The sequence below is a fragment of the Streptomyces sp. NPDC056160 genome (assembly GCF_042268205.1).
Classification (GTDB): domain Bacteria; phylum Actinomycetota; class Actinomycetes; order Streptomycetales; family Streptomycetaceae; genus Streptomyces.
The window spans coordinates 14,345-40,531 of the sequence record NZ_JBHJUW010000044.1; the positions used below are offsets into that span (position 1 = coordinate 14,345).

Sequence of the window (26,187 nt, forward strand, 5' to 3'; positions counted from 1 at the left end):
CTACCCGTGAAGGAACGAAGGAGACACAGGTGGCCAAGAAGAAGAACAAGCTCCCGCTCGCCTACCAGCCCGTCGGTTTCGTGCTGGGGTGGGTCGGCGGGGCCCTCGCCGGGAAGGCGTTCCGCACCACGTGGAAGGCGTTCCGCAAGGAGGACGACGCCCCCGACGCCCTCGACGAGGACCGCCGCTGGGGCGAGATCCTGCTCGCGGCGGCCGTGCAGGGCGCGCTGTTCGCCGTGGTGCGCAGCGCGGTGGACCGCGCGGGCGCCACGGCCATCGCCCGCTCGACGGGGGTGTGGCCGGCGAAGAGCGCCGAGGGCCGCGACTGAAGCCGCACCGCCGGGGCCGCGGGAGGCCCGCGGCCGCGCGGCGGTCGACGACCTCGGCGCAGCCGGGGCGCTCGCGGACCTGGTGGTGCTGGACCGTGACCCGTTCGCCGGTCCGCCGGAGGCGATCGCTCGGACGAAGGTGCGGGAGACGTACGTGGGGGGGAGGGTGTTGGGTGTTCGCCGCCGAGTGAGGCGGCGTCCCTCCGCCAGGCCAACGGCAATTCACAGACATATGTCAATCGAACATGCTGGAATTCACTCCATCGAGGGTAACTTGCAGAGCGGGGGCCCACGGTGCGCTCCCTGAGCGCACCCCCGTCGCAACGGAAGAACCGGTTGGAGGCGAAGTCGTCGTGGCGAACGCACCCGCGCCACTCACCCGGAACCTGCGCGTCCGCCGGCACCGCGGGCACACCGTCCTGGAGTTCCACGGAGAGATCGACATCGCCGCCGCGGTACGGGTCCTGCCGCGCCTGGACCGGGTCACGGCCCGGCCCGAGTCCCGGGTGGTGATCGACCTGAGCGGGGTGGAGTTCTTCGACTGCTCCGGGCTGCGCCTGCTCCACCGGGTCCGCAACCGCGTCCTCGGCCAGGGCGGCGACGTGCTGCTGGTGTGCACGCACCCGCTGACCCTGCGCGTCCTCGCCGTCACCGGGCTGTCCCGGCTGGTGCCCCCGCGGCCGACCCTGGACGCCGCCCTGGCGTGGTCCGGGGCCGGGTCCGCCCGGTCTATTCGTCCCGCGGCGCGTCGAAGAGCGCGCTGACGGACTCCCCGTTGTGGATGCGGCGCACCGCCTCGGCGAGCGCGGGCGCGATGGACAGCACCCGCACCTTGTCCTGGTGGGCCCGGTACTCCTCGTGGTCGGGCACCGGGACCGTGTTGGTGCACACGATCTCCAGTACGTCGCTCTGCTCCGTGAGCCGTTTGAGGGCGCCCGCCGCGAACAGGCCGTGCGTGCAGGCGATCCGGATGGAGCGCGGCCCCGACTCGCGCAGCCGCTGAAGGAGTTCCAGCACGGTGCTGCCCTTGGCGATCTCGTCGTCCAGGACGATCACGTCCCGCCCGGCCACGTCACCGATGACCGAGCTGATCGTGACCCGGTCGTCGGCGTAGCGCTGCTTGGCGCCCGCGGCCACCTGGGCGCCGATCATCCGGGCGAAGGCGACGGCCTCCTTGGCGTTGCCGAGGTCGGGCGAGACGACCGTGGTGCGCGTCAGGTCGTACTGCCTGAAGTGCGCGGCCAGTTCGCGCAGTGCGTGCAGGTGGTCGACGGGCACCGAGAAGAACCCGTGCACCTGCGGGGCGTGCAGCGTCATCGCCAGGACCCGGCTCGCGCCCGCCGCCACCAGCAGATCGGCCACGAGCCGCCCGCCGAGGGAGATGCGCGGGGCGTCCTTCTTGTCGGAACGGGCGTAGGAGTAGTGCGGCATGACGACGGTGATGCGCCCGGCGGAGGCGCCACGCGCCGCGTCGCACATCAGCAGCAGTTCCACCAGGTGCTCCTGCACCGGCTTGACCAGCGGCTGGATGAGGAACACGTCGCGTTCGCGGCAGTTGGCCTGCAACTGCACCTCCAGGCAGTCGTTGGCGAACCGGCTGACCCGGGTGGGGCTGAGCGGCACGCCCAGGTGCGCGCAGACCTCGGCCGCCAGGTCGGGATGGGCACTGCCGCTGAACACCGCGATGTCTCGCACGATCCGCTCCTCGCATGATCATTCCGGACTGCCGCGCTCATGCTACTGATCCGCCCAGACCGCCCCTCACCCCAGAATGCCGGGCAGGGCCAGCGCACCGAGCAGCGCGGCGCCCACCAGCAGCCAGGCCACGTAGTCGCCGACGTGCCCGGACTGCAGGCGTCTGAGCGGCAGGGCCCAGCCCGGCGCGGCCAGCAGCCCGGGGCGGCCCACGGCCGCACCCGCGAGTCCCACCGCCAGCAGGGCCGACAGCAGGTCGAGCAGGACGCCGGCGGTGGTCCAGCGCACGGAGGAGAACACCCCCCACGTCCCCGCCTCGTCGACGGCGTGCCCCACCACGTCGGCGAAGCCGGGGACCGCGCCGACGGCGAGCGCCGCGACGAGCAGCACGGCCGGGACCGTCCGCATGGTGTTGGGAACCCTGCCCAGCCGCTGCCTGGTCTCGGGTTCCTCGCCGGTTCCGGACGTCTCGTCCTCGTCGCGCTCCTTGCCGTCGCGCTCCCCGGGCCGGGGGCCGAGTCCGAGGAAGACCCGGGCGGCGACCCGCAGGACCGCTCCCCCGGTGAGCGCGGAGGCGGCGACGTACAGGACGGTCAGCGGTCCGCCGACGGCCTCCTCGCTGACCGCCTTGCCGAGGCCCGTGCCGAAGGGCGGCAGCCCGGCCAGGGCCAGCGCGCCCACGGCGAACATGATCCCGACGCCGCGCAGGCTCCGGGCGCGGCCGTGCAGGTAGAACTCGTCGACGCTGCCGTAGCGGTCGAGCAGGATGCCGGCGCAGGCGAACAGGGCGGCCTTCACACCCGCGTGGGCGAGGATGTACAGCGCGGTCCCGTCGTCCGCCTCGGCCTTCAGTACGCCGATGCCGACCAGGAAGAGGCCGGTGTGGGCGATGGTGGAGAACGCGAGCAGCCGCTTGATGTGCCGCTGGTACCAGCACATGACCGAGCCGACGGCCGCGGTCAGCACGCCGAGCGCCACCAGTGCCCGCGTCGCGTCGGCCGCCGGGACGCCGCCCGGCCCGGAGAAGACGGTGCCGTACACGCGCCAGACGCCGTAGACGCCGAGTTCCACCATCACGCCCGACAGCAGCATGCACACGGGGGTGGGGGCGACGGCGTGCGCGTCCGGCAGCCAGAACTGGAAGGGCACGGCGGCTGCCTTCACCAGCAGCCCGGTCAGGAACAGCACGAATCCGGCCAGGGCGAGCGCGTCGGGACCGTGGTGGCCGGCGGCGGCGTCCAGGCCCCGGCCGATCTTCGCCATGGCCAGTTCGCCGGTGCGGGCGTAGAGCAGGGCGATGCCCATGAGCATGAAGTAGGCGCCCAGCGAGTTGACGAGGGCGAAGCCCAGCGCGCCCTGCACGGCCTTCGCCTCGTCGATGCGGTACCCGGTGAGCGCGTAGGCGACGACGCTCATCAGCTCGAAGAACACGAACGCGTTGAACAGGTCGCCGGCGATCGCGAACCCGCACATGCCGCCCTGGAAGAGCAGCATCAGCGCGGGGAAGGAGCCGGCATGGCCGCGGGGCGGCTCGTCGAAGTAGTACCAGGAGTACGCCAGGGCGGCGAGGGTGAGCAGCGAGACGAGCGCCGCCATGCCGAGGCTCGCGCCGTCCCCGGTCACGACGATGCCGACGCTCTCGCCGCCCACCGGGAACCAGCCGCCGACCCACTCCGTCAACGGCGGCGAGGAGCCGACGAGCAGCCAGATCGCCAGCGCGGCCGTGGTGGCACAGGCCAGGGAGGCGAAGGCCTCGGCGGCCGGGCGGGGCAGGCGGCGCCCGCCGGCCACGAGGAGGGCCGCACCCAGCAGCGGAACGGCGGGCAGCAGCGGCAGCAGATGGTGCATCAGCCGCGCAGCTCCCTCAGCTCGTCGGGGTCGACCGTGCCGTGCCGCTTGGAGATCTGCACGGTCAGCGCGAGCAGCAGCGCGGTCACCGTGGCACCGACGACGACGTCGGTCAGGGTGAGCGCCTGCACGACGGGGTCGACGACGGGCCGCGAGCCGGGCGCGATGTCGGAGAAGACGGGCGCGGTGCCGTGGTCGCGGTAGCCGACGGCCAGCAGCAGGATGTACGTCGCCGACTGGCACACGGCGAGGCAGCCCACGGCGTGGATCAGGTTCCGGCTGGTGGCCAGGCCGTAGCAGCCGGCCAGGAACACATAGGCGGCGACCAGGTACGGCAGCACGTGCATGACGTCGCTCACGGCGCACTCACTCCGTGTCCTCCTCCTCGATCTCGACGGCCTGGTCCAGGAAGCGGGCGAGCAGCACGACGACGGCGCAGGCGACCTCCATGCCGATGGCCGCGTTCAGCAGCGGGACGGTGCCGCCGGAGGACAGCGTGTTGAACGTGCCGTACGGCAGCAGGGTGTTGGCGAGGAAGGCGGTGCCCGCCAGGACGCCGGCGAAGCCGAGGACGAGATAGGCGCAGGCCGACAGCGCGTCGCCGACCTCGTACGCGTCGACGGGGCGGATGCGTTCCAGCGCGGCGTAGTCGGCACCCAGGTACATCAGGTGCAGGGCGGTCGCGGCGACGACTCCGCCCTGGAAGCCGCCGCCGGGGCTGAGCTGGCCGTGGGCGACGACGTACAGGCCGGTGACCAGGGCGACGGGCAGCACGACGAGGGCGTAGCGGCGCACGGGGGCCGCGACCTCGGAGGGCCGGGGCGGATCACGGTGTTCGTCGCGGGCCTGCCGCAGCAGGACGACGCAGCCGAGGACGGCCGCGAAGAGGATCGTCATCTCGCCCATCGTGTCGAAGGCGCGCTGGTCGAAGTTGACGGAGGCGATGGTGTTGGCGGTGTGCCGGGCGAGGGCGGCGCGCACGGCGCGGTCGCCGTAGGGGTGCCAGGGGCCGCCGAAGGCGGGCAGCCGCACGCAGGCGGCGACCAGCAGCGCGGCGAGCGAGCCGCCGCCCAGCACCACCAGCCACAGCCGGGCGCGCGGGGTCACTGCCTGCCGTCCTTGCCGTGGGCGGAGCGCCGCCGGACCTTGCGGACCGAGAGCATGATGAGCAGCGGGGTGAGGGCGGAGCCCACGGCGAGCTGGGACAGGCCGACGTCGGGTGCCTGCAGCACGGTGAAGAGCACGGCGAGGGCGGTGCCGAGGACGGACAGGACGAGGGCCTGGCGGGCGGGGTCGCGGTTGGCGACGGCGGCGGTCGCGCAGCCGGCCACGCCCAGCAGCGCCAGGACGACGAGCGCGTCAGCCACGGCTCGCCCCCGGGAAACCGCCGGACAGGGCCCGGGAGGCGAGGAGGTTCCCGCCGACCAGCAGCGCCCCGACGATCAGGAGTTTCACCATGGCCCGGCCGGGTCCGGTGACCACGCACAGCGCCAGGACGACGACGGCTCCCAGCGCGGCGCAGGTCCAGGTCGCCGCCCAGGCCTGCGGCGGGTCCTCGGCGAGTTCGTCGGCGAGAAGCCGGGCGAAGACCAGGGTGCCGACCGGGCCGAGCAGGGCCAGGAGCAGGGCGAGGTCGACGTAGGAGGTGCGGCTGTAGCCCTGGGACAGCAGGAGCAGGCCGGGGCAGACCAGGGCGGTGCAGAGGTTCTGCGCCACGACGCGGCGGCCGAGCGGGCCGGTGGCGACGCCCCACAGGGTCGTACCGAGGCCGACTGCCAGGACGGCCGTCGCCGCGACGAGCCAGCCGTTCACCGTCGGCTCACCGCCCGCCGTCCGGCCCGCGCGACCAGCGCGCCCACGCCCGCGGCGCAGGCGCCGACCACCCATTCCAGGGTGTAGACGGTGCTGATGAGCATGAGCCACAGCACGACGAGCGCGGCCCACCAGGCCGCTACCTCGCCCACGGCGCGCAGTGTCGTACGCGGGTCCACCCGACACCTCCCGGGCTCGGTTGTCTGCTCTGGTCCGGCCCCGGCATCCAAGCACCGCCCCGACCACGGGGTGCGCGGCGGCGCGCGGGTCCGGTGCCCGGATGCCCCGACAGCAGCAACGGAAACCGGCGACGTGGGCGGCCCGCCCCCGCGCCCGGCCCGGCATCCCGGGGCTGATCCGGGGTAACCGGGCCCCTGAGAAACGGAGTTGGCGTCGGGAGGATCGCATGTCCAGGGTGGCGTTCCGTCCGCTCACCGTGTTCCGGTCCCGCACGGCCGGGTCCCGGCCGGCCGCGGAGCCCGTCGAGGAGCCCGTCGAGGAGCCCGTGGAGGACCCGCCGCGCCGCCGGCCGCTGCCCTGGCTGCTGCGCCTGCCGGCGATGGCTGCCGCGTTCGTCTTCATGGTGGCGTTCGCCGTCGTCCTGGCCCGGTTGACGCTCGAGCCGTCACCCTCGTCGGTGTCGTTCGTGCACACGAACCTGCACCCGGGCCGGTCGCTGCGGGCCTATCTGGGCGCGCCGGGACTGCGGGACGCGGTCCAGCAGATCGGCGGGAACCTGCTGCTCGGGGTGCCGTTCGGAGTGCTGGTGCCGGTGCTCGCGCCCCGGGCGCGCGGTCTGCTGAGCGTCCTGCTGCTCACCGCGCTGGTGATGCTGCTGGTGGAGTTCGCCCAGGGCGCGCTGATCACCGGGCGGGCGTTCGACATCGACGACGTCATCCTCAACACGACGGGCGCCCTCGTCGGCCACCTGCTGCTCGGGCGGCGCATGGGCCGGGCCGTGCACGCGCGCCGGCGGCGCGGCTGAGGGAGCGGCTCCGGTACGGACCACGGTATGGACGGCCACTTGATCTACGGCTGCAACGGCACCGCCGCCCAGCAGTGGACGGCCGGTTCCGACGGCACCCTGCGCGCGCTCGGCAAGTGCCTCGACGCCCCGGTCGGCGGCACCGCGGACGGCGCCACCGTCCAGTTGTGGGACTGCACCGGCGGACCGAACCGGAAGTGGACGCTCTCCGCGGCCCACGACATCGTCAACCCCCAGGCGGACAAGTGCCTGGACGTCACGGGCAGCACCTCGGCCGACGGCACCCGCCGGCAGATCTGGACCTGCACGGGCGGCGCCGACCAGAAGTGGACGGTGGGCTGATCCCGGCGGGGCCGCTCGCGCGGGCGGTCCTGGCCGGGGCGCTCGTGCGGGCGGTCCTGGCCGGGGCGCTCGTGCGGGCGGTCCTGGCCGGGGCGCTCGTGCGGGCGGCCGGAGGCGCCCGCCCCCGCGCCGCGCGGTCGCGTCAGTGCCAGGTGAACTTGTCGCCGCCCACCCAGCGGACCACGTCCGGGTCGTCCAGGTCGTGGACGGTGATGCCGAACGCGGCGGCGGCCTGGAGGACGTCGGTGACGCTCTTCGCCTCGCCCACCACCTCGCCGTCGATCTCCACGATGCGGAACGGCGGGTCGGTCCGCTGGACCCCGAGCACCATGATCCGCGGCTGGGAGATGTAGGGACTCGCGCTCTCGGTCATGTCATCAAGCCTAGATCGTGTCCGGTGCGGGCGGTGGGCACGGGGGCCCTCTCAGGGGCGGCGCCAGTCGTCCCCCGCCAGGTGGGAGCCCGCCATCGGCCCCATCCGCAGCATCCCGCCGTCCACGCTCCAGGACGCCCCGGTGACGTACGAGGCGTCGGGGCCGGCCAGGAACGCGATCACCGCGGCGACCTCACGGGCGTCGCCCGGGCGGCCCAGCGGGACGCCGGGACGGTGCTCGGCGCGCACGTCCGTGTCCTCCTGGCCGGTCATGGGGGTGGCGATCTCGCCGGGCGCCACCGCGTTCACGGTGATGCCGTGCTCGGCCAGTTCCAGGGCCATCACCTGGGTGAGCAGGCCGAGGCCGCCCTTGGCCGCGCAGTACGGGGCGGCGCCCACCCGGGGCTGGTGCTCGTGCACCGAGGTCACGTTGACGATCCGGCCGCCGCGCCCCTGGCCGATCATCCGCCGGGCCGCCTTCTGCCCGCACAGGAACGGCCCCACGAGGTCCACGTCCAGCACCTCGCGCACGTCCTCCAGCCGCAGGTCGAGGAAGGGCGTGGCCGTGCCCGTACCGGCGTTGTTGACCAGGACGTCGATCCGGTCGCCGAGCGCACCGGCCAGCTCGTCCACGGCGTCCGCGGCGGCGGGCAGCCGCGTGAGGTCCATCCGGGCGACGGCGGCGCGGCGCCCGTGGGCGCGGACCTCCTCGGCGGTCTCCTCGGCCCCCTTCTCGTCGCTGTGCCAGGTGATGCCGATGTCCAGCCCCGCCTCGGCCAGGCGGACGGCGGTGGCCCGGCCGATGCCGGAGTCGGCACCGGTGACGACGGCCACCCCGGCGGCGGACGGCGACGGAGCGGACATGGGGCCTCCTGCGGTACAAGGCGTCGTGAGTCGGGCTACGCAGTACCCGGGGGCGGCCGGGGCAAACGGGCGGGCCGGGGCGGTGGGCCGGGGCCCGCGCGGTGGCCGGTGCGGTCCGGGGGGAAGGTGTCCGGTGGAGGTGCGGTCCCGGCCGGGGCGGGAAACCCTGGGGACGGAGGTGGCGATGGACCCCGTCGAGGCGCTGGACCGGATCGCCTTCCTGCTGGAACGGTCCCGGGAGCCGACGTACCGCGTGCGTGCCTTCCGCACGGCGTCACGGGTGCTGTCCGCGCTGCCCGCCGGGGAGGTGACGCGGCGGGTCTCGGACGGAACGCTGGAGTCCCTCAAGGGGGTCGGGCCGAAGACCGCCCAGGTCGTGCGTGAGGCGCTGGCCGGGGAGGTCCCCGGCTACCTGCGAAAACTGCAGGGCGAGGCCGCCCGGCCGCTCGCCGAGGGCGGCGAAGGGCTGCGCGCGCTGCTGCGGGGCGACTGCCACCTCCACTCCGACTGGTCCGACGGCGGCAGCCCGATCGAGGAGATGGGCCGGGCCGCCGCGGCCCTCGGCCATCAGTGGGCGGTGCTGACCGACCACTCGCCGCGGCTGACGGTGGCACGCGGGCTGTCCCCCGAGCGGCTGCGCGAGCAACTGGACGTCGTGGCCCGGCTGAACGAGACCTGGGCACCGTTCCGGCTGCTCACCGGCATCGAGTGCGACATCCTCGACGACGGCTCCCTCGACCAGGAGCCGGAACTGCTGGAGCGGCTGGACGTGGTGGTCGTCTCGGTCCACTCCAAGCTGCGGATGGACGCCCGTTCGATGACCCGCCGCATGGTGGCCGCCGTACGCGATCCGCACTCCGACATCCTGGGGCACTGCACCGGACGGCTGGTGACCGGGCGGGGGCGGCCCGAGTCGGAGTTCGACGCGGAGGAGGTGTTCGCGGCGTGCGCGCAGACCGGCACGGCCGTGGAGATCAACAGCCGCCCGGAGCGGCTGGACCCGCCGCGCCGGCTGCTGCGCCGCGCGGTCGCGGCGGGCGTGCTGTTCTCCGTCGACACCGACGCGCACGCGCCCGGCCAGCTGGACTGGCAGATCCACGGCTGCGCACGGGCCGAGGAGTGCGGGGTGCCGCCCGCGCGCGTGGTGACCACCTGGTCCCTGGAGGAACTGCTGGCCTGGACGCGGCAGCGGCGCACACCGTCCGGAGTGAGCGACGCCTGACGTGGTACCCGGTCGGACGTCGCGTCGCGCACCCGCCGACGCCGCTGACCTCATGACTTCGCAGCAGAAGGGAACCTCGATGGACCGTGCCGCCGTCTTCGATGTCGACGGGACACTCGTCGACACCAACCACCTCCACGTCACCACGTGGTGGGAGGCGTTCCGGCAGGCGGGCCACCGGGTCCCCATGCACGCCATCCACCACTCGGTCGGGCTCGGCTCCGGCGACCTCGTCGCGCACCTGCTCGGCGACGACCGCGACGAGGAACAGGACTCCGCCCTCAGCGCCGCCCACAGCGCGCTGTACGCGCAGTACTTCGACCGGCTGCCCGCCCTCGCCGACGCGGGGCGGCTGCTGCGGCGGCTGCACGGGGACGGCTGGACGGTGGTCCTCGCCACCTCGGCGAGCGGCCCGGAGCTGGACGCGCTGCGCCGGGCGATCGACGCGGACGACGCCATCGCCGCCACCGCGAGCGCCGACGACGTCGAGGCGGGCAAACCGGCACCCGAGCCGGTCGAGCACGCCCTGGAACTGGTCGGGGTGCCCGCCGAACGCGCGGTGTTCGTGGGCGACACCGTCTGGGACATGCGGGCCGGCAGCCGAGCCGGGGTGCGCTGCGTGGGCGTCCTGAGCGGCGGCATCCCGCGCGCCGACCTGGAGCGGGCCGGAGCGCAGTGGGTCTACGACGATCCCGCGCACCTGCTGGCGTCCCTGGCGAACAGCCCGCTGGCCTGAGATGCGGGTACGGACTGCCGGCACACGGCCGGTACGGACTCACGGAGCACGGCCCGGGAACGTGACGTGTTCCCCGCTCGAGACACCGCGCCGCGCGGACACCCGGGCACGATGACGGGCGCACCGCACACCCCGGCACACACTCCCCCACCGGACCCCTCCGCCCCGCGCCACAGCGGGGGGCGCACCGCGCGTGCGCTCGGCGAGCTGCTCGGCCCCCGGTTCTGCCGCGCCGTGGGCGAGGAGGCGCGCCGCGCCGGGCGGGCCCTGCGGGCCGTGGCGCGCGGGCCGGGCCGGGAACGCGACCTGGTCGTGCAGTCGCTCAAGGCCGCCGGGGCCGCGCTCGTCGCCTGGGTCGTGGCCAAGGTCTGGCTGGGCGATCCGATGGCGCTGATGGCTCCGTGGGTGGCGCTCGTCATGGTGCAGGCCACGGTGTACAGCTCGCTGCTCCGGGCGGGGCAGCAGTGCGCGGCGATCTGCGCGGGGACCCTGCTCGCCTCGGCCGCGCAGGCGGTAACCGGCGGCACCCTGACCGCGCTCGCGCTGTCGCTGCCCGTGCTGATGCTGCTGGCGAACTGGTCGCGCTTCGGCGACCAGGGGATCTACGGTGCCACCACGGCCGTGTTCACCCTGGCGACGGGCAGCGTCTCGGCCGCCTCGGTCGGACACCGGCTGTGGCAGACGGCGCTGGGTGCGGTGATCGGGCTGGCCGTCAACGCGTTCGTCCTTCCGCCGATCCACCTGCGGGACGTGCGGGAGAACCTCGCGGCGGTCGCCCGGGAGGCGGGCGACGTGCTGTGCGGGGTCGCCGCGGGGTTGCGCGGCGGCGAGTGGGACAGCGGGAGCGCCGCCGAGTGGTCCCGCGGTTCGTCCCGGCTCGAACACCGCCTGGAGACGCTGCATTCGGCCCGCCGCTGGGGCCGTGAGAGCCTGCGCCTGACGGCCGGCCCGCTGCGCGCGCTGCGCCGGCCGCCGTCGGCGGTGCCGCCCGAGACGGAGGACGAGCGCTGGAGCAGGGTCACCGGGCACGTGCGGGCGCTCACCCGGACGCTCGCGGTGGCGGCCGACGAGGACCGCGCACCCGCGCCGCCGGACCCGGAGGTGCTGCGGACGTACGCCGGTCTGCTGGAGCTGATCGCCGGGGCGTGCCACTCGGAGAGCGCCCGGCTGCTCGGCCGGCGCCCGGCCGGCGGCTGCGACGACCGCGGCGGAGACGGCGACGGCGGAGACCGCGGAGACGGCGACGGCGAGCAGGCCGAGGCGGCGCGACGGGCGCTGCACCGGCAGTTGCAGGAGGGGCTGCGGGACCAGGCGGGCCGGGCGGCGGCCCCCGTCACGGTGCTGGGGTCGCTGCTGCTGCAGGCGGAGAGCCTGTGGGCGGAGACCGTCCCCGGGGCCGCGTCCGGGGCCGCGCGCCGCACCGCTGCGGACATCGCACCGCGTACCGCCGCGGAGTGACCCGGATCACCACGGAAGGCGGCAGAAGCAGGAACACCGGACGTCCTCGCGCCGTTGAAGAGACCGTGGGTGCGGATGGGACAGTGTCCCCGGGCCTCACCTATTGCCCACAGGGACGATCGTTCGGCTGAAGCCCTGTGGAGCGTCTCGCCGAGAGGCGACCGCCATGCGTACCCACATCCGGACCGCCCCGGCCGTGATTCCCCCGTCCGGCCGGGGCTCCCCTCTCTCCACGCCCCTGCCGGATGCCGTGCCCGGGTTTCGTGAGCGTGTTTCGTTTCCGGATCTCGTGGCGTGTTCCGTGGCGGGTTTCGTGGCCGGATCTCGTGGCGGGTTTCGTGGCCGTGTCGGCGGGCGCTTGACTTCGAGAGCGCTCCAATCCGTAGCGTTCCTGGCATGAGCACTACGCCACAGCACAAGATCGGTTCGGGTTTCGGGGCGACGAGCACCGCCGACGACGTCCTGCGGGGTATCGACCTCACCGGCAGTCTGGCGATCGTCACCGGCGGCTACTCGGGCCTCGGCCTGGAGACCACGCGGGCGCTGACCGGGGCCGGCGCCCACGTGATCGTGCCCGCCCGCCGCCCCGACACCGCCCGCGAGGCGCTGCACGGCATCGAGGGCGCCGAGACGGACGCGCTCGACCTGGGCGACCTCGACAGCGTCCGCGCCTTCGCCGAACGGTTCCTGGCCTCCGGCCGCACGGTCGACCTCGTCATCGACAACGCCGGGATCATGGCCTGCCCCGAGTCCCGGGTCGGCCCCGGCTGGGAGGCCCAGTTCGCCACCAACCACCTCGGTCACTTCGCCCTGGTCAACCGGCTGTGGCCGGCGATCGAGGCGGGCGGCGCCCGCGTCGTCTCGGTCTCCTCCCGCGGCCACCAGTTCTCCGGGATCCGCTGGGACGACGTCCACTGGCGCGGCGGCTACGACAAGTGGGAGGCCTACGGCCAGGCCAAGACCGCGAACGTCCTGTTCGCCGTGCACCTCGACCGGCTGGCCCGCGACGCCGGCGTGCAGGCCTTCGCCCTCCACCCCGGCGCCATCATCACCCCGCTCCAGCGCCATCTGTCCCAGCAGGAGATGTTCGAGCGCGGCTGGGTCGACGAGAACGGCGTGCCGCTGAACCCGGAGGGTTTCAAGACCCCTCAGCAGGGCGCGGCCACCCAGGTCTGGGCGGCGACCTCGCCCCTGCTGGACGGCTTGGGCGGCGTCTACCTGGAGGACTGCGACATCGCCGAGCCGGTCCCCGAGGAAGGAGCGCACCCGAGCGGCGTCAAGCCGTGGGCCACCGACCCCGGCCAGGCGGCCCGTCTGTGGGCCCTGTCGGCGGAGCTGACGGGGGTGGACGCGTTCGCCGGCCGGTCCTGACCGCCACCGTGCCGTGACGGCGGCCCGCCACGTGCAGTGTGAGGGGGACCCTCCGTGATGCCGGCCCGCGGGGCCGTGCCCGGGTCGATGGCCGGGGAGCGGGTACTCGTGCCCCGCACTCGACAGTCCCCGAGAGGAGCCGAACGTGAGCAGCGTGTCGGGCAGCAGGGTCGTCGTCACGGGCGCCACCGGCAACGTCGGAACGAGCGTCGTCCGTCTGCTCTCCGAGGATCCGGAGGTGTCCTCGGTCCGGGGCCTGGCCCGGCGGACCCCGGGGTGGTCGCCGCCGAAGACGGAGTGGGCACGGGTCGACATCGCCTCCGAACAGGCGCCCCTGGCCGCGCAGTTCGAGGGCGCGGACGCGGTGGTCCACCTGGCCTGGGCGTTCCAGCCGACGCACGATCCGGCGACGACCTGGCGCACCAACGTCCTCGGCGGCATCCGCGTGCAGGAGGCCGTGGCCGCCGCCCGGGTGCCGGTGCTGGTGCACGCCTCCTCGGTCGGCGCGTACTCGCCGGGGCCGAAGGACCACGCCGTGGACGAGTCCTGGCCGACCCACGGCTGGCCGGATGCCGCCTACACCCGGGAGAAGGCGTACCTGGAGCGGGCCCTGGACGCGTTCGAACGGGACCACCCCGAGGTCCGGGTGGTGCGGATGCGCCCTGGGTTCCTGTTCAAGGCGGAGTCCGCGAGCGAGCAACGGCGGATCTTCGGCGGCCGGTTCCTGCCGGGGCCGATCGCCCGGCCCGAGCTGCTGCCGTTCCTGCCGGACATCCCCGGCCTGCGGGTCCAGGTTCTGCACACGGACGACGCCGCACGGGCCTACGTGCTGGCGCTGCGCCACGAGGTGCGCGGCGCCTTCAACCTGGCCGCCGACCCGCCGCTCGATGCCCGGGTGCTCGGCGAGATGCTCGGGGCCCGGCCCGTACGGCTGCCGCGCGGCGCGGCCCGTTCCGCGATCGCGGCGGCCTGGGGCCTGCATCTGCTGCCGGCCTCCCCGCACCTGTTCGACGCGGTCCTGCGCCTGCCGCTGATGGACTGCGCCCGGGCCCGTACCGAACTCGGCTGGCGCCCGGAGCGTACGGCCACCGAGGTCATCCAGGAGTTCCTGCGGGGGCTCCGGCGCGGCGAGGGCGCGGACACCGAGCCCCTGCGCGGGCGCAAGGTCGGCTGAAGCGGCCGAGCGAGCGGGCCGGGCCGCCCGGTCTCCCGCCGGAGGCCGGACCGCTCGGTTCTCCGATCGGAGGGCGGACCGCCCGCGCCCGGTCGAAGGGCCGGGAACGCGCCCGGTCGGAGGGCCGGGAACGCGCCCGGTCGGAGGGCCGGGAACAGAGGCGGGAAAGGAGGGGTGCCGAGGGGGCGGGCAGAGGGTGCGGGGCGAGGCCGCGGCCGGTCAGCCGGTCGGTTCGTCCGGGGCGGGGTTCTCCTCCACGGGGCGTCCCTCGCCCGCGGTCTGCGGCTCGGGCGGGTGCCCGGTTCCCGGTCGCGGGGCACCCGCCCGGCCGGTGCCCCTCTCGTCGGCCGTCTCGTCGGTGGTGGGGGCCTCGTCGGGGGCGGGCTCCCCGTGGGTCCGCCCGGACCCGGCGGACCGCGCGGTCTCCCAGGGGTCCTCGTCCACGTCCGCCTGCTGATCGGGCATGTCCCGGGGGACGGGCGTACGGTTTCCGGTCACGGTGTACTCCTTCGCGGGTGCGCGCGTGGCACGGCGGCCGACCGCACGGCGTGCGGCCAAGGCGCGGGTACCTCCCCTGTGACCTGCGAAACCTTCCCCGCCGGTGGCTCAGCCGTGCAGCCGCAGCGCCTTCATCTGCTCCTCCATCGGCCCGAGACCGACGTCTTGGCGGCGCTCGTCGAGGCTCTCCGGCAGGCGGACCGGGTACGGGCACAACGTCACCGGGTTGATGCGCGTGCCGTAGAACTGCTGTTCGCCCAGGTCGACGGCGCAGTGGTCGGCGATGTAGGCGAAGTGGACGGCGGGGCAGCGGCCGTCCGCCGTGGCCTGCGCGATCAGGTCCCGGCAGCGCAGCCGCAGCGCCAGCTCGGGGGCGTGCAGCAGGATCATCAGCGCCGCTGTCGACGCCCGGGCGCCCACGGTGTCGGCGGTCGGCCAGCCCTGGCGGCCCACGATGGCCGCGAGGGCGTCGGCGTTGTCACGGTGGCACCGGACGACCCGGCGCCGGCGTTCCGGCGTGGGCGCGGCGCCCGCCTCCCGCGTCAGCCGGCGGTCCTCCTCGGCCCGGCGGAGCAGTTCGCCCGCCGTGCGGGCCACGCTCGCGCCGGCCGGGGCGGGCACCGCCGGACCCGCCGGCGTGTAGATCGCCGACAGAGCCCGCCGCAGTGGCCCGTCCGGCACCTCACCCGTGGCCGGGGCGTCCGGCTGTCCGGGCGCGTCCCCCGGCTCGGGGCACCCGGTCGTCCCGGGAGCGAGGGTGGAAGCGGAGGCGGCGTCCGCCGCGTACATCGCCGTCAGCGCCTGCCACAGCGGGCCGCCCGGCGCACACCCCGGCGTACCGTCCGCCGGGCCGCGCGCCCGTCCGCCGGTCGCCGGCTCGCCGCGGGTGACGGTGTCCACGCCCCCGCCCTCACGTGCTCGTCCTGCCCCGGACACTCCCCCGCCCGCTGCCCGGTGCGCCCTCTGCGTCATGACGCGGCTCCTCGCAGGCTCAGGGTGAACCAGACCCCCTTGCCGGGAGTGCCGGGTTCGGGTGGCGCGAGTCCCCAGTCGTCCGCGAGCGCGGCGACGATGGCCAGTCCCCGTCCCGACTCGGCGGCGGCGTCCGCCGTGCGGCGGCGCGGCGGCAGCGGCGACCGGTCGGCCACCGTCACCCGCAGGGTGCGGGCGGTGCGCTCGATCGTGAGGGTGACGGTGTCGCGCGGGCCGGTGCTCGCGTGCCTGACCGCGTTGGCGAACAGCTCGTCCGTGGCCAGGACCGCACTGTCGCACTGGTCGGCCGAGAGCCGCAGCCGGGCGAGGTGCCGGCTCACCAGGCGGCGTACGGCCGCGGCCCAGGAGGGGTCGGCGGGCACCGTGGAACGCAGGCGGGCCGGCTCGCCGCCCGGGTCCGGTGCGCGGTCGGCCCGGCACGCACCGCCCACCCCGACCGAGGTGCCGTCGCGGCTCTCCGACTGTCCGTCGGTCACGGTGGTCATCCAGCTCTCGCCTCGCAGTCCCGTGCGGTCCGTGGGGGGGCCGCACCGCACCTGTCGGAACATCAGTTCCCATACCACCGCCCCGAGTTGATGGCCAAGAGCACCGGCCGGGCGGCGGCTTCCCGGATCACTATGATGTGGCACACACTCGGCTCGCAACCTGCGTTCTGATAATTTCAGACAGCTCCGCATCACCCTGTTCGTGTCGTCGGGGGCGTGGCACACTGCACGCTGTGACAGCCGCTCCGGGAGGTCAGAGGTGAGTGAGAACCGCTCCGGCGGCAGCGCACCCACCGTCCTGCGGATGGTTCTCGGCAAGCGTCTGCGGCAGCTGCGGGGGCGGGCCGGGGTGTCCTTCGAGGACGCCGCACGGGCCATCGAGGTGACCCCGCTGACGATCCGCCGCATGGAGAAGGCGGAGGTCGGGCTCCGCATCCCGTACGTCAAGGAGCTGCTGCGCACCTACGGGGTCCCGGCCGCCGAGATCGACGACTTCGTCGCCATGGCCAGGGAGGCCAACAAACCCGGGTGGTGGTACACGTACCGCGATGTGCTGCCCGAGTGGTTCAAGGCCTACGTGAGCCTGGAGAGCGAGGCCAGCGTCATCCGCCTGTACGAACCGCACTACGTGCCGGGCCTGTTGCAGACGTTCGACTACTCTGTCGCGCTCATGCGCGTCGGCTTCCCCAACGAGTCGGAGGAGGAACTCGCACGCCGTGTGGACCTGCGCCTCAAACGGCAGGACCTGCTCGCCAAGCCGGACGGCCCGGCCGTGTGGGCCATCCTGGACGAGACGGTGCTGCGCCGCCCCGTCGGCGGCGCCGAGGTGATGCGCGCCCAGGTGGACCGGCTGCTGGAGGCCCTGCGCACGCCCAAGGTGCGGATCCAGATCATGCGTTACTCCGTGGGGGCCCACCCGGGCGCCTACGGCCCCTTCCACCACTTCCGCTTCGGCTTCTCCGAACTGCCCGACGTCGTCTACACCGAGAACCTGGCCGGTTCGGTCTATTACGACCGGCCGCGGGACGTCGTCACCTATCTCGAAGTACTGGACCGGATGGCCGTCCAGGCGGAACCGGTGGCACGGACCGAGGACATCCTGGCCGAACTGCGTAAGGAGTTGTGATCCCATGGCATCCACCGCACCCCGGAATCCCGAGGGCCGTGTCCGCAACGGCATGCCCGCGGGCGAACTGGGCACCGAAGGCTGGCACAAGCCCTGGAGCGGCACCAACGGCGGCTCCTGCGTCGAGGCCAAGCGCCTGCCCGACGGCAGGGTCGCCGTACGTCAGTCCACCGACCCCGAAGGCCCCGCGCTGGTCTACACCCGGGACGAGATGATCACCTTCCTCCAGGGCGCCAAGGCGGGCCTGGCGGACTTCCTGGTCGACTGAGCCTGCGCCCCTGGTCCCGGGCCCACCGGTCCTGGCCCGCCGCACACCGCCGGGCCAGGGCCGCGGCGGTCGCGCGCCCCGGCCGAACCGGGCGCGGACCACGTGCCGGCCCGGCCGGGCGGGACCGCCCGCACGCCGCCTCCCGCCGTGCGGGCGGTCCCGCTCCCCCGCGGCCGGACCCAGGTTCCGCTCCCGCGTGCGCACCGGCGCCCGGGTGCCGCCGATGCGCCCCGCGCGCGCCGCGAACTACGGGCGTGCGCGGTCAGGTTGACGGTACTTTGGTCGCCCGCGCGACGCAGGGCAGGAGACCCCCATGACTGACGGCCGGACCACCCCCGACCAGGACCCGTTGTCGAAGATCGACACCTCGGTGCCCCACTCGGCCCGCATCTGGAACTACTGGATGGGCGGGAAGGACAACTACGAGGTGGACCGGGCCGCGGGCGACGCCTACCGCGAACACGCGCCCACCATCGAGACGATGGCCCGCGCCTCACGCCAGTACCTGATCCGCGCCGTGACGCACGTGACGGGCGAACTCGGCATCCGCCAGTTCCTCGACATCGGCACCGGACTGCCCACCTACGACAACACCCACCAGGTCGCCCAGCGCATCGCCCCCGAGGCCCGCGTCGTCTACGTCGACAACGACCCGCTGGTGCTCCGGCACGCCCAGGCCCTGCTCACCAGCTCCCCCGAGGGCGTCACCGAGTACCTCGACGCAGACCTGCACGAGCCCGGGGTGATCATCGAACGGGCCGCGAAGATACTCGACTTCGACCGGCCGGTCGCCCTGATGCTCATGGGCATCCTCGGTCACGTCCAGGACTACGAGGAGGCGAAGTCCATCGTCCGCCGCCTCCAGGCCGCCCTGCCCTCCGGCAGCTGCTTCGTGCACTACGACAGCACCGACACCGACCGCGCGCTCAAGGAGGCCCAGCAGGGCTACGACGACACGGGCGCCGTCCCGTACGTCCTGCGCAGCCCGGAGCAGGTGGCCGCGTACTACGAGGGCCTGGAGGTGCTGGAGCCCGGCATCGTCTCCTGCCCGCTGTGGCGCCCGGAGCCGGGCACCGAGCCGGAGCCGACGGACATCTACGGCGGCGTGGCCCGCAAGCCGTGACCCGCCGAACGGCCGCGCACGGGGGGCTGCCACCGGGCCCTACTAGGTCCTGCGCTCCTCCAGGGCCGTCTGCCAGGCCGGGGGCCGGGCCTCGGGCACCGGCTGGGCGCGGCGCCCGCCGCGGGCGAAGAAGTCGGCGAGCGGCAGGATCGCGGCGCCGACCGTGACCGCGTCGGGGCCGAGGCGGCCCAGTTCGACGGTCACCTTGTCGGCGGGGTGGCGCAGTGCGTAGGCAGTGGCGTGGCGGCGTACGGCGGGCAGGAAGCGGGCGCCGAGCTGGAGGCCCGCCCAGCCGCCGATGAGGATGCGCTCTGGCTGGAAGAGGTTGATCAGGTCCGACAGGCCCGCGCCGAGGTACTCGGCGGTCTCCTCCAGGACGGCGAGCGCGACCGGGTCGGCTGCGGTGCCGTCGGGCGGGTAGGCGGCGGCCAGCATGGCGGTCAGCGCCGTCTCCTCGTCGGTGTCGCGCGGCGGCCGTCCGCCCTCCTCGCGCCAGCGGGCCAGCAGCGACTCCGCGCCCGCGTAGGCCTCCAGGCAGCCGAGCGCGCCGCACCGGCAGCGGCGCCCCCGCACCCGTACCGTCAGGTGCCCCCACTCGACGGCCCGGCCCCGCTCCACCTCCGGGGTGACCAGGCAGGCGCCGACGCCGGACCCGAAGAGCACCACGACCGCGTTGCCCGCGCCGCGCCCGGCGCCGAACCACATCTCGGCCTGGCCCAGGGTCTTGGCGCCGTTGTCGATGAGGCAGGGCACGCTGTCGGGCAGCCGGCAGGCGGTGCGCAGCAGCGTCTCCAGGGGCACCGCGTCCCAGCCGATGGTCTGTCCGTGCACGACGGCGCCGCGGTCCGGGGTGTGCTCGACGATGCCGGGGACGCCGATGCCGACGCCGAGGAGCCGTTCAGGGGCGAGGCCTGCCGTCTCCAGGACCTCGGCGACGCCGTCCCGGATGTGGCCGGTGATCACCTCGACGTCGTAGCGCTGCGCGGCGAGCGGCCGCTCGGTGCGCGCCAGTTCGGTGAGGGTCAGGTCGAACAGTTCGATACGGACCCGGGTCTCGCCGACGTCCACGCCGATCATGTGGCCGCTGCCCGGCACCACGCGCAGCAGGGTGCGCGGGCGCCCGCCGTCGGAGTCGACGCTGCCGGCCTCCTCCACCAGGCCGTCGGCGACCAGGTCCGCGACGACGTTGCTGACCGAACCCGAGCTGAGACCGGTCGCCGGGCCGAGTTCGAAGCGGCTGAGGGGGCCGTCGAAGTACAGCCGCTGGAGCACGGCCGCCCGGTTGGCCCGCCTGAGATCGCGCACCGTGCGCCCGTTCTGCCCCGCCATGTGGCTCCCTCGTCCGCCCCGGGCGCTTCGCCCTGCGCTGTCCCGACCTGCAACATACCGCTGCGGGCCGCCTCGGCGCGACTTCCATGCACCCTTAGGTCAGACTATAAATTAAGGCGTGGCGAGATCGGGCGTCGCGGGGTGGGGCAACGCGGGCCCGGGGACTGCGGTCCTGCCCGCGGCGTCTGCGGGGCCCGCACCGTCCGCACTGCCCGCACTGTCAGCGCTGCCCACGCGGGGTGCGCACGCCGTCCCCGCCCCCTCGGGCGCCCCGTGCCGGGCGAGGAGGTGCCACACCTTCTTCAGGTCCTGCGTGGCGTAGCGGCCGGTGCGCACCGCCTCGCCGATGACCCACGGGTCCAGGTGCCCGTCCCGGGCGATCCGCGCCCCGAGCGCCGTGCACTCCTCGCCGCGGTAGTCCCCGTGCCGGCGCAGTTCGGTGACGGCGAGACGGTAGCCGGGGTGCCACTCGATCCGGCACGGCAGGTCCCGGGCGTCCGCCTCGACGGGCGTGCCGCGGTAGCTCGCGTCCAGGACGAGCGCCTCCACGTCCCGCGCGAGGTCGACGCCGCCGTGCACCTGCGCCTCGATGTAGTCGTCGAGCGCGTCCCGTTCGTCGGCCTGGGCCAGGGCGATCAGACCCATGGCGGCGGCGGTGCCGAAGTCGCCGGGCTCGGCCGCGCTGTCGGGGTAGCAGAAGGTGGCGCGGGCGAGCGCCGCCGCCGTGAGCCGGAAGTGCGAGGAACCGAACCTGGGGGCGGCGCCCACCACCTGGCGGCGGAAGTCCAGCGCCCCGTAGACGGGCCGGTCGCCGGCGGGGGCGTCGTCGTACGCGCCGCCGAAGATACGGCTCTCCCAGCGTCGGCGGTCACCGCCGGGGTGCGCGGTGAGCCCGCCGTTGCTCGTGCCGGTGACGAACTGCGAGTGGTACGCGCCGTCGCGGGCCATCGCCCGCAGCAGGGGCAGCCCGCCGGCCGGCCGGTCCGGGTGGAAGTTGAGGGTGATGCGCAGGCCCGCCTCCGCGGCCGGTCCCGTGGACCGTGCCGTGACATGGGCGAGCGCCGCCACGGCCCTCGGTGCCCGCAGCTCGCCGTAATCCATTGGATCCCCTCCCGGAACCTGCTTACCCTAGCTGTGAAACTAAAGCCATTAGGCAACAGAGCCCCCGGGGCTCCCGTCGCCGTGATCCACCCGGAGCCTTTCATGAGACCACTGTCCGAGCAGGAGATCCGCGCCTCCTTCGTGAACTGCTCGAAGGGCGAGGCCAAGCGGCTGGCCGTCCCCCGCGACCTCGCGGACCGGCCGTGGGACGATCTCGACTTCCTGGGCTGGCGGGACCCGGGGGCGCCCGACCGCAGCTACCTGGTCACCGAACGGGAGGGCCGGACGGTGGGCATCGCGCTGCGCTTCCCGTCCTCGCAGCGCGGCTTCCTGCACCGCAGCATGTGCTCCCTGTGCCTGACCACGCACCCGGGCGGCGGGGTCTCGCTGATGACCGCCCGCAAGACGGGCGCCGCGGGACGCGAGGGCAACTCCGTCGGCCTGTACATGTGCACCGACCTGGCCTGCTCCCTGTACCTGCGCGGCAAGAAGGTCCCGCAGTCCGGGACCCGCTTCGAGGAGAGCCTGACCCTGGGGGAGCAGATCGCCCGGACCACGGGCAATCTGGCCGCCTTCCTGGACAAGCTGTACGACTGACCGCGGGGCGGAACCACGTTCGATGCGTGTGCGAACGGGGAAGAGCGCAAGGGATGCACGATGTGAGTGAGTCGATGTCGTCCCTTGTCCGGCTGGTGAAGCGGCACCGGGACCCGGTGGTCGTCCAGGCGCTGCGCTCCACGGTCGCGGCGACGATCGCGTATGTGATCGCGAAGTGGCTGAGCCCCGAGCCGGCGCCGCTGACCGCTCCGCTGACGGCCCTGCTGGTCGTCCAGGTGACCTTGTTCGCGACGCTGAAGACCAGCGTGCGACGGGTGAACGCGGTGGTCGCGGGCGTGGTCGTCGCCATCCTCTTCTCCCTGCTGGTGGGGCTGACCTGGTGGAGCCTCGCCCTGGTGATCCTGGCCGGTCTCGGGGTGGGTCACCTGGTGCGGGTCGACGAGTTCGTGGCCGAGGTGGCGATCAGCGCCATGCTGGTCCTCGGGGTCACCACCGTCAGCAGCACCGCCTGGGCGCGGATCGTGGAGACGCTGATCGGCGCGGTGGTCGGCATGGGCTGCAACCTGCTCCTCGCGCCCCCGGTGTGGACCGAACACGCGGGCGAGTCCATCGAGGGGCTGGCACGCCGGATGCGGCAGCTGATGCTGCACATGGGCGAGGAGGTGGCCGACGGCACGCCGGTGGAGCGCGCCGCCGCCCGGCTGCACGAGGCGCGTCGGCTGGACCACGACATCACCGACGTGGACGCCGCCCTGCGGCAGGCCGAGGACAGCCTGCGCCTGAACCCGCGCGTCCGGGAGGGCCTGCTGCACCGGGTGGTCCTGCGCACCGGGCTCGACACGCTGGAGATCTGCACGGTGGTCCTGCGGGTGCTGGCGCGCACCTTCACCGACCTGACCAAGGCGCGCGAGCCGGAGCCGCTGTTCTCCCCGCAGACGGGCGAGCTGGTGCAGCAGTTGCTGTCCGAGATCTCCGACGCGGTGGTCAGTTACGCGGTGCTGGTGACCACCGACGTGAGCGTGAGCGCCGAGTCGGCCGAGTCCCGGCTGGCGGCCGAGCTGCGGCAGGCCGCGGCCACCCGCGACAAGCTGGCGCAGCAGTTGCTGGCGGAGGTGCAGCAGGACGCGAGCCAGTGGCAGTTGCAGGGCGCGGTGCTGACCGAGGTCGACCGCATCATCGACGAGATGGACACCGAGCACCGCTCCAAGCGGCTCCTGGAGGAGCTGGACCGGCACACGCGCGAGCAGCGCGAACGCCGGTCGCGGCTGACCCGGATCGCGGACCGGCTGGGGGCGCCGGCCCGGATCCGCAGGAACCGGGCCGGCGCCGTACGGCGCTCCGTGTGACAGGACGCCCCGGTCAGCCGGTGAGGGGGACGCGCGTGCGGCCGGGACGGCGGTGCGGACCGCGGGCGACGCGCTGGGGTCGCCGCGAGGTGCGGGGGGGGCGTGGGCACGCGGCGGCTGCCGGAGGCGGGCGCCCACGCGCCGCCGCCGGGCCTCGGCCACCTCCCCGTGCGGCGGATCGAAGCCCCCGGACGCGCCGACCGGACGACGCCCGGTCGGCGATTGGGCGGCGATTGGGCGGCGATTGGGCGGCGATACAACGGCGACCGGTGGCAGCGGCCGCCCGTCGTGTCCCGAGCCGCAGGCAGGCCGTCCCGCGCCACGGGCCGTCGCCCCTCTTGCCCGCCGCGGGTGGTCCGGGCGAAGGTGATCGTGACGACCGACTCGGACGACGACCTGGGATGGCGGCATGGGCAGCGGTGGACGAGCGTCGGACGGCAGGTGGAGCAGGCGCCGGTTCGTCGGAGCGGTGACGGGAGCCGCCGCGGTGGTGGCGGTCCCGGCGCCGGCCACGGGTCCGAGGTCCACGCCGAGGGCGGCTACGGGACGGGCGGCACCGGCGGCGTCCGCGACCGGCCCGGAAGGCGCCGGCCGGCCGCCCGGGCCCCGGCCGCTGTACCTCGGCACGTACACCTCCGTCGAGGGCGGCGGCCCGGGCATCGGCCTGGCGGCGTACGACCCGGTCTCCGGCGCCGTGACGGGCCGGGGCGCGCTGACCGGCGTGGCGGACCCCTCGTACCTGGCCCTGCACCCCGACGGCCGCACCCTGTACGCCGTCGACGAGCGGCAGGACGGGGCGGTGACCGCCGTACGGCTCGACGGCCACCGGGTGCTCGGCAGCCGTGCGACCGGCGGGGCGGGCCCCTGCCACCTTTCCGTGCACCCGGGCGGTCGCTGGCTGCTGAGCGCGAACTACGGGTCCGGCAGCGTGGCCGTGCACCCGATCGACGGCTCGGGCGCGCTGGGCGGGCGCGCCGATCTGGTGACCCACTCCAGCCCGCCGCCGGGCCCCGGTCAGCAGGGACCGCACGCGCACCAGGTCGTCACCAGCCCGGACGGCGGCCATGTCCTCGCCGTCGACCTCGGTACGGACACGGTGTACACCTACCGGCTGGACCCGCGCACGGGACGGCTCACCGAGGTCAGCCGGGCCCGCACCCGGCCCGGTGCCGGACCGCGCCACCTGGCCTTCCACCCGGGCGGCCGGTACGCCTACCTCGCCAACGAGGTCGACGACAGCGTCGCGGTCTGCGCCTACGACCCGCCGACGGGGCGGCTGGCCGTCGGCGAGGAGCAGCCGACGGGCTCGGGAACGGGCAGGAACTATCCGGCGCAGTTCCTGGTCACGGCCGACGGCCGGTACGCGTACCTCGCCAACCGGGGGCACAACAGCATCGCCCGGTACGCCGTGGGAGCGGGCGGGGCCCGGCTGCGGCTCCTGGACACGGTGGCGGTGGCGGGTGACTTCCCGCGTCAGATCGCCTTCTCCCCCGACGGCCGGCTGCTGTTCGCGGCCAACCAGAAGTCGGGCACGGTCAGTGTCTTCCACGTCGACCGGGTGAGCGGCGCGCTGAGCCTGGCGGGCGAGCCGTTCGCGTCACCCGTCGCCGTCTGCGCGCTGCCGCTGTAGGGCGCGCGGGCAGGACGCGGCGCTCGCCTGTGCGAGCAGGGCGTGCATCCGTTCGGTGAGCCGGGCGACGTCGTCGGCGGGTGCGTGGAAGGGCAGCCGTACGTCGCCGTGGGTGCGCGCCCGCTCGACGCGCAGGGTGAGGCCGTGCCGGTCCACGGCGAGCGGGCGGACCCGCACCGCGCCGTGCAGGCTGTCGGCCGCGACGAGCCGGGTGAGCCGCCGCACCGCGTCGGGGTGGGCGTCGGCGAGATGGGTGAGCAGGCGGGCCTCGGCCGATGCCAGCGGGTCGGGGCCGGCGGCGGCGAACTCCTCGGGATCGACCACGACGGCGGCCGGGGCCTGGCGCAGCACCACGCGCCGGGGCTGGAACACCAGGTGCTCGTCCGCGTGTGCGAACCGCCCGGTGAGCCACAGCCGGGCGCGGATCCGGTCGCGTACGGGGACGGGTGCCACGTCGGCGAACTCCAGTACGGCGGGCAGTTCGCCGCGCGGCGCGCAGAGCGCGGCCGCGCCCAGGGCGCTGTCCCCGGGCAGCCGCAGGAGCACCCGGCCGTCCTCGGCCACGGTGTGCGCGCCGGCGAACTCCTCCCGGCCGCCCTGCGTGCTCACCGCGCAGGACCAGGCGGTGGCCAGCACCGACCGCGCCCGCCGCGCCGCACCGGGCGCCGCCGTCCATGTGGGGCTGTCACCCATCCGGAAACCTCCTCGTAAGCCCTGCCCGCCTTACCTTAGGTAAGGCTTGCCTAACTTACCGAAGACCGCGGCGCACGCCAACCATGCCCACCCGGACACGGGTGGCCGACGGGGGCGTACGAAGGCACGCGGGGAGGGCGCGGGCGCCCGCTCAGGGCGTCAGCACGCCCAGCAGCGCCCGCGCACACAGGTCCCGTACCTGGGCGCGCGTCAGGGCGGAGCCGCGCAGCCATTCCAGGCAGACGGCGGTGGTGAAGGCCAGCCAGCCCCGGACGGCCAGCCGCAGGTCGGCGCGGCCGGCGGCGAGCGGGCCGAACTCCGGGTCGGCGTCGAGCGCGGCCAGGATCTGCCGCTCCTGGGCCGCCAGGGCCCGCCGGTAGACCCGGCGCACGGCCTGGTCGCCCGCCGCGTCGGCGCGGTGGAAGGCCCGGTAGCCGTGCGCGTGGGCGCTGACGTACTCCAGGTAGGCGTCCAGTCCGGCCGCGAGCTGGTCGCGCAGCGGCAGCCCGGGGACAGCGGCGGTCAGCCGCAGCATGCGCGCGCTCTCGCGCTCCACGACCGCCGCGAAGAAGTCCCGCTTGGTCGGGAAGTAGTGGTAGAGCAGCCCGCGCGAGACGCCCGCGATCTCCGCGACCTGCTCGATCCACACGTCGTCGTAGGGGCTCTCCGAGAACAGCCGCGCCCCGACGCACAGCAGCTGCTCCCTGCGCTCCTCGGTGCTGAGCCGGCGGCGCGTGCGCTGCTCCCCCTGGTTCGCGGCCATTCCCGCACTCTACTTGACGCCGGTTCAACAACGGGACCAGACTGGGAACGGCTATTGAACCCATA

30 protein-coding genes and 2 pseudogenes are annotated in these 26,187 nt (G+C 74.5%); 16 read left to right on the forward strand and 16 right to left on the reverse strand.

Annotation, left to right across the window (positions count from 1 at the left end):
- Window positions 1-29: 29 nt before the first annotated feature.
- From ACFC02_RS18265 to ACFC02_RS18275, 3 genes and pseudogenes are all read left to right on the forward strand, one after another.
- On the forward strand, window positions 30-329 hold the full coding sequence (locus tag ACFC02_RS18265) for a DUF4235 domain-containing protein (protein ID WP_376357745.1): 300 nt from the start codon (window positions 30-32) through the stop codon (window positions 327-329).
- A gap of 73 nt (window positions 330-402) precedes the next feature.
- Window positions 403-636 (forward strand): annotated as a pseudogene (locus ACFC02_RS18270) (hypothetical protein); the annotation flags it as partial.
- Between the two features lie 46 nt (window positions 637-682).
- Window positions 683-1,093: an anti-sigma factor antagonist gene (locus ACFC02_RS18275; RefSeq protein WP_376357748.1), complete on the forward strand. Its 411-nt coding sequence runs from the start codon at window positions 683-685 to the stop codon at window positions 1,091-1,093.
- On the opposite strand, the gene ACFC02_RS18280 is transcribed toward ACFC02_RS18275, so the two are convergent.
- From ACFC02_RS18280 to ACFC02_RS18310, 7 genes are all read right to left on the reverse strand, one after another.
- The gene (locus ACFC02_RS18280) at window positions 1,059-2,024 is read right to left on the reverse strand and encodes a ribose-phosphate diphosphokinase (protein ID WP_376357751.1); all 966 of its coding nucleotides are present in this window, start codon (window positions 2,022-2,024) and stop codon (window positions 1,059-1,061) included. The two genes, ACFC02_RS18275 and ACFC02_RS18280, sit on opposite strands and share 35 nt — an antisense overlap.
- Window positions 2,025-2,090: 66 nt before the next feature.
- Complete coding sequence (locus ACFC02_RS18285) at window positions 2,091-3,872, reverse strand: complex I subunit 5 family protein (protein ID WP_376357754.1); 1,782 nt, start codon at window positions 3,870-3,872, stop codon at window positions 2,091-2,093.
- The gene (locus ACFC02_RS18290) at window positions 3,872-4,219 is read right to left on the reverse strand and encodes a sodium:proton antiporter (RefSeq protein ID WP_376357866.1); all 348 of its coding nucleotides are present in this window, start codon (window positions 4,217-4,219) and stop codon (window positions 3,872-3,874) included. Before ACFC02_RS18290 ends, ACFC02_RS18285 begins: the two co-directional genes overlap by 1 nt.
- 19 nt (window positions 4,220-4,238) lie before the next feature.
- A complete protein-coding gene (locus tag ACFC02_RS18295; RefSeq protein ID WP_376357757.1) occupies window positions 4,239-4,979 on the reverse strand; it encodes an MnhB domain-containing protein in 741 nt (246 codons plus the stop codon).
- Window positions 4,976-5,239: a Na(+)/H(+) antiporter subunit B gene (locus ACFC02_RS18300; protein WP_376357760.1), complete on the reverse strand. Its 264-nt coding sequence runs from the start codon at window positions 5,237-5,239 to the stop codon at window positions 4,976-4,978. The genes ACFC02_RS18295 and ACFC02_RS18300 overlap by 4 nt, the downstream gene beginning before the upstream one ends.
- Window positions 5,232-5,684 carry a monovalent cation/H+ antiporter complex subunit F gene (locus tag ACFC02_RS18305; protein WP_376357762.1) on the reverse strand — a complete coding sequence of 151 codons (453 nt, stop codon included), beginning with the start codon at window positions 5,682-5,684 and terminating at the stop codon, window positions 5,232-5,234. Before ACFC02_RS18305 ends, ACFC02_RS18300 begins: the two co-directional genes overlap by 8 nt.
- Window positions 5,681-5,836, reverse strand: coding sequence for a hypothetical protein (locus ACFC02_RS18310; protein ID WP_376357765.1), 156 nt, complete (start codon window positions 5,834-5,836; stop codon window positions 5,681-5,683). Before ACFC02_RS18310 ends, ACFC02_RS18305 begins: the two co-directional genes overlap by 4 nt.
- Window positions 5,837-6,090: 254 nt before the next feature.
- On the opposite strand from ACFC02_RS18310, the gene ACFC02_RS18315 reads away from it, so the two are divergent.
- A complete protein-coding gene (locus ACFC02_RS18315; protein ID WP_376357767.1) occupies window positions 6,091-6,669 on the forward strand; it encodes a VanZ family protein in 579 nt (192 codons plus the stop codon).
- A gap of 42 nt (window positions 6,670-6,711) precedes the next feature.
- Window positions 6,712-7,011, forward strand: a pseudogene (locus ACFC02_RS18320) (ricin-type beta-trefoil lectin domain protein); the annotation flags it as partial.
- A gap of 142 nt (window positions 7,012-7,153) precedes the next feature.
- Here the strand turns inward: ACFC02_RS18320 and ACFC02_RS18325 are convergent.
- Window positions 7,154-7,384 (reverse strand): hypothetical protein, encoded by a 231-nt coding sequence (locus tag ACFC02_RS18325; RefSeq protein WP_360961870.1) that lies wholly within the window; start codon window positions 7,382-7,384, stop codon window positions 7,154-7,156.
- A 51-nt stretch (window positions 7,385-7,435) separates the two neighbouring features.
- Window positions 7,436-8,248, reverse strand: coding sequence for an SDR family oxidoreductase (locus ACFC02_RS18330; RefSeq protein WP_376357770.1), 813 nt, complete (start codon window positions 8,246-8,248; stop codon window positions 7,436-7,438).
- Between the two features lie 184 nt (window positions 8,249-8,432).
- On the opposite strand from ACFC02_RS18330, the gene ACFC02_RS18335 reads away from it, so the two are divergent.
- The 5 genes from ACFC02_RS18335 to ACFC02_RS18355 all read left to right on the forward strand — a co-directional run bounded on the left by ACFC02_RS18335 (window position 8,433) and on the right by ACFC02_RS18355 (window position 14,209).
- Entirely contained in the window at window positions 8,433-9,470 is a 1,038-nt protein-coding gene (locus ACFC02_RS18335) for a PHP domain-containing protein (protein WP_376357773.1), read from the forward strand.
- 79 nt (window positions 9,471-9,549) lie between these two features.
- A complete protein-coding gene (locus ACFC02_RS18340; RefSeq protein WP_360962239.1) occupies window positions 9,550-10,206 on the forward strand; it encodes an HAD family hydrolase in 657 nt (218 codons plus the stop codon).
- A 111-nt stretch (window positions 10,207-10,317) separates the two neighbouring features.
- A complete protein-coding gene (locus ACFC02_RS18345) occupies window positions 10,318-11,664 on the forward strand; it encodes an aromatic acid exporter family protein (protein ID WP_376357869.1) in 1,347 nt (448 codons plus the stop codon).
- Between the two features lie 396 nt (window positions 11,665-12,060).
- Window positions 12,061-13,035 carry an SDR family NAD(P)-dependent oxidoreductase gene (locus ACFC02_RS18350; RefSeq protein WP_376357776.1) on the forward strand — a complete coding sequence of 325 codons (975 nt, stop codon included), beginning with the start codon at window positions 12,061-12,063 and terminating at the stop codon, window positions 13,033-13,035.
- A 145-nt stretch (window positions 13,036-13,180) separates the two neighbouring features.
- Window positions 13,181-14,209: an SDR family oxidoreductase gene (locus ACFC02_RS18355; protein WP_376357779.1), complete on the forward strand. Its 1,029-nt coding sequence runs from the start codon at window positions 13,181-13,183 to the stop codon at window positions 14,207-14,209.
- A 219-nt stretch (window positions 14,210-14,428) separates the two neighbouring features.
- On the opposite strand, the gene ACFC02_RS18360 is transcribed toward ACFC02_RS18355, so the two are convergent.
- The 3 genes from ACFC02_RS18360 to ACFC02_RS18370 form a co-directional block, all read right to left on the reverse strand.
- Complete coding sequence (locus ACFC02_RS18360) at window positions 14,429-14,707, reverse strand: hypothetical protein (RefSeq protein ID WP_376357782.1); 279 nt, start codon at window positions 14,705-14,707, stop codon at window positions 14,429-14,431.
- 108 nt (window positions 14,708-14,815) lie between these two features.
- Window positions 14,816-15,607 (reverse strand): DUF6624 domain-containing protein, encoded by a 792-nt coding sequence (locus ACFC02_RS18365; protein WP_376357785.1) that lies wholly within the window; start codon window positions 15,605-15,607, stop codon window positions 14,816-14,818.
- 68 nt (window positions 15,608-15,675) lie between these two features.
- Entirely contained in the window at window positions 15,676-16,185 is a 510-nt protein-coding gene (locus tag ACFC02_RS18370) for an ATP-binding protein (protein WP_376357788.1), read from the reverse strand.
- A gap of 259 nt (window positions 16,186-16,444) precedes the next feature.
- On the opposite strand from ACFC02_RS18370, the gene ACFC02_RS18375 reads away from it, so the two are divergent.
- The 3 genes from ACFC02_RS18375 (at window position 16,445) to ACFC02_RS18385 (ending at window position 18,702) form a co-directional block, all read left to right on the forward strand.
- Complete coding sequence (locus tag ACFC02_RS18375) at window positions 16,445-17,311, forward strand: helix-turn-helix domain-containing protein (protein WP_376357791.1); 867 nt, start codon at window positions 16,445-16,447, stop codon at window positions 17,309-17,311.
- 4 nt (window positions 17,312-17,315) lie between these two features.
- Complete coding sequence (locus tag ACFC02_RS18380) at window positions 17,316-17,579, forward strand: DUF397 domain-containing protein (protein WP_360961900.1); 264 nt, start codon at window positions 17,316-17,318, stop codon at window positions 17,577-17,579.
- A gap of 313 nt (window positions 17,580-17,892) precedes the next feature.
- Entirely contained in the window at window positions 17,893-18,702 is an 810-nt protein-coding gene (locus ACFC02_RS18385; RefSeq protein ID WP_376357795.1) for an SAM-dependent methyltransferase, read from the forward strand.
- 42 nt (window positions 18,703-18,744) lie between these two features.
- Here ACFC02_RS18385 and ACFC02_RS18390 read toward each other — a convergent pair whose 3' ends face one another.
- Entirely contained in the window at window positions 18,745-20,031 is a 1,287-nt protein-coding gene (locus ACFC02_RS18390; protein ID WP_376357797.1) for an ROK family protein, read from the reverse strand.
- A 111-nt stretch (window positions 20,032-20,142) separates the two neighbouring features.
- Window positions 20,143-21,132: a DUF3626 domain-containing protein gene (locus ACFC02_RS18395; protein ID WP_376357800.1), complete on the reverse strand. Its 990-nt coding sequence runs from the start codon at window positions 21,130-21,132 to the stop codon at window positions 20,143-20,145.
- 102 nt (window positions 21,133-21,234) lie between these two features.
- On the opposite strand from ACFC02_RS18395, the gene ACFC02_RS18400 reads away from it, so the two are divergent.
- The 3 genes from ACFC02_RS18400 (at window position 21,235) to ACFC02_RS18410 (ending at window position 24,666) form a co-directional block, all read left to right on the forward strand.
- On the forward strand, window positions 21,235-21,729 hold the full coding sequence (locus ACFC02_RS18400) for an FBP domain-containing protein (protein WP_376357803.1): 495 nt from the start codon (window positions 21,235-21,237) through the stop codon (window positions 21,727-21,729).
- Between the two features lie 53 nt (window positions 21,730-21,782).
- The gene (locus ACFC02_RS18405) at window positions 21,783-23,036 is read left to right on the forward strand and encodes an aromatic acid exporter family protein (RefSeq protein WP_376357806.1); all 1,254 of its coding nucleotides are present in this window, start codon (window positions 21,783-21,785) and stop codon (window positions 23,034-23,036) included.
- 409 nt (window positions 23,037-23,445) lie between these two features.
- Entirely contained in the window at window positions 23,446-24,666 is a 1,221-nt protein-coding gene (locus tag ACFC02_RS18410) for a lactonase family protein (protein WP_376357809.1), read from the forward strand.
- On the opposite strand, the gene ACFC02_RS18415 is transcribed toward ACFC02_RS18410, so the two are convergent.
- Entirely contained in the window at window positions 24,634-25,359 is a 726-nt protein-coding gene (locus ACFC02_RS18415; protein WP_376357812.1) for a DUF2470 domain-containing protein, read from the reverse strand. The genes ACFC02_RS18410 and ACFC02_RS18415 overlap by 33 nt on opposite strands.
- Before the next feature lie 151 nt (window positions 25,360-25,510).
- Window positions 25,511-26,122, reverse strand: coding sequence for a TetR/AcrR family transcriptional regulator (locus tag ACFC02_RS18420; RefSeq protein ID WP_376357815.1), 612 nt, complete (start codon window positions 26,120-26,122; stop codon window positions 25,511-25,513).
- Window positions 26,123-26,187: the final 65 nt, after the last annotated feature.

Coding starts and splice junctions, on each gene's coding strand:
- ACFC02_RS18385 (WP_376357795.1), top strand. CDS start 17,893: ATGACTGACGGCCGGACCACCCCCGACCAGGACCCGTTGTCGAAGATC.
- ACFC02_RS18345 (WP_376357869.1), top strand. CDS start 10,318: ATGACGGGCGCACCGCACACCCCGGCACACACTCCCCCACCGGACCCC.
- ACFC02_RS18350 (WP_376357776.1), top strand. CDS start 12,061: ATGAGCACTACGCCACAGCACAAGATCGGTTCGGGTTTCGGGGCGACG.
- ACFC02_RS18285 (WP_376357754.1), bottom strand. CDS start 3,872: ATGCACCATCTGCTGCCGCTGCTGCCCGCCGTTCCGCTGCTGGGTGCG.
- ACFC02_RS18290 (WP_376357866.1), bottom strand. CDS start 4,219: ATGCACGTGCTGCCGTACCTGGTCGCCGCCTATGTGTTCCTGGCCGGC.
- ACFC02_RS18330 (WP_376357770.1), bottom strand. CDS start 8,248: ATGTCCGCTCCGTCGCCGTCCGCCGCCGGGGTGGCCGTCGTCACCGGT.
- ACFC02_RS18395 (WP_376357800.1), bottom strand. CDS start 21,132: ATGGATTACGGCGAGCTGCGGGCACCGAGGGCCGTGGCGGCGCTCGCC.
- ACFC02_RS18370 (WP_376357788.1), bottom strand. CDS start 16,185: ATGACCACCGTGACCGACGGACAGTCGGAGAGCCGCGACGGCACCTCG.
- ACFC02_RS18400 (WP_376357803.1), top strand. CDS start 21,235: ATGAGACCACTGTCCGAGCAGGAGATCCGCGCCTCCTTCGTGAACTGC.
- ACFC02_RS18380 (WP_360961900.1), top strand. CDS start 17,316: ATGGCATCCACCGCACCCCGGAATCCCGAGGGCCGTGTCCGCAACGGC.
- ACFC02_RS18335 (WP_376357773.1), top strand. CDS start 8,433: ATGGACCCCGTCGAGGCGCTGGACCGGATCGCCTTCCTGCTGGAACGG.
- ACFC02_RS18390 (WP_376357797.1), bottom strand. CDS start 20,031: ATGGCGGGGCAGAACGGGCGCACGGTGCGCGATCTCAGGCGGGCCAAC.
- ACFC02_RS18410 (WP_376357809.1), top strand. CDS start 23,446: ATGGGCAGCGGTGGACGAGCGTCGGACGGCAGGTGGAGCAGGCGCCGG.
- ACFC02_RS18405 (WP_376357806.1), top strand. CDS start 21,783: ATGCACGATGTGAGTGAGTCGATGTCGTCCCTTGTCCGGCTGGTGAAG.
- ACFC02_RS18325 (WP_360961870.1), bottom strand. CDS start 7,384: ATGACCGAGAGCGCGAGTCCCTACATCTCCCAGCCGCGGATCATGGTG.
- ACFC02_RS18420 (WP_376357815.1), bottom strand. CDS start 26,122: ATGGCCGCGAACCAGGGGGAGCAGCGCACGCGCCGCCGGCTCAGCACC.
- ACFC02_RS18315 (WP_376357767.1), top strand. CDS start 6,091: ATGTCCAGGGTGGCGTTCCGTCCGCTCACCGTGTTCCGGTCCCGCACG.
- ACFC02_RS18415 (WP_376357812.1), bottom strand. CDS start 25,359: ATGGGTGACAGCCCCACATGGACGGCGGCGCCCGGTGCGGCGCGGCGG.
- ACFC02_RS18340 (WP_360962239.1), top strand. CDS start 9,550: ATGGACCGTGCCGCCGTCTTCGATGTCGACGGGACACTCGTCGACACC.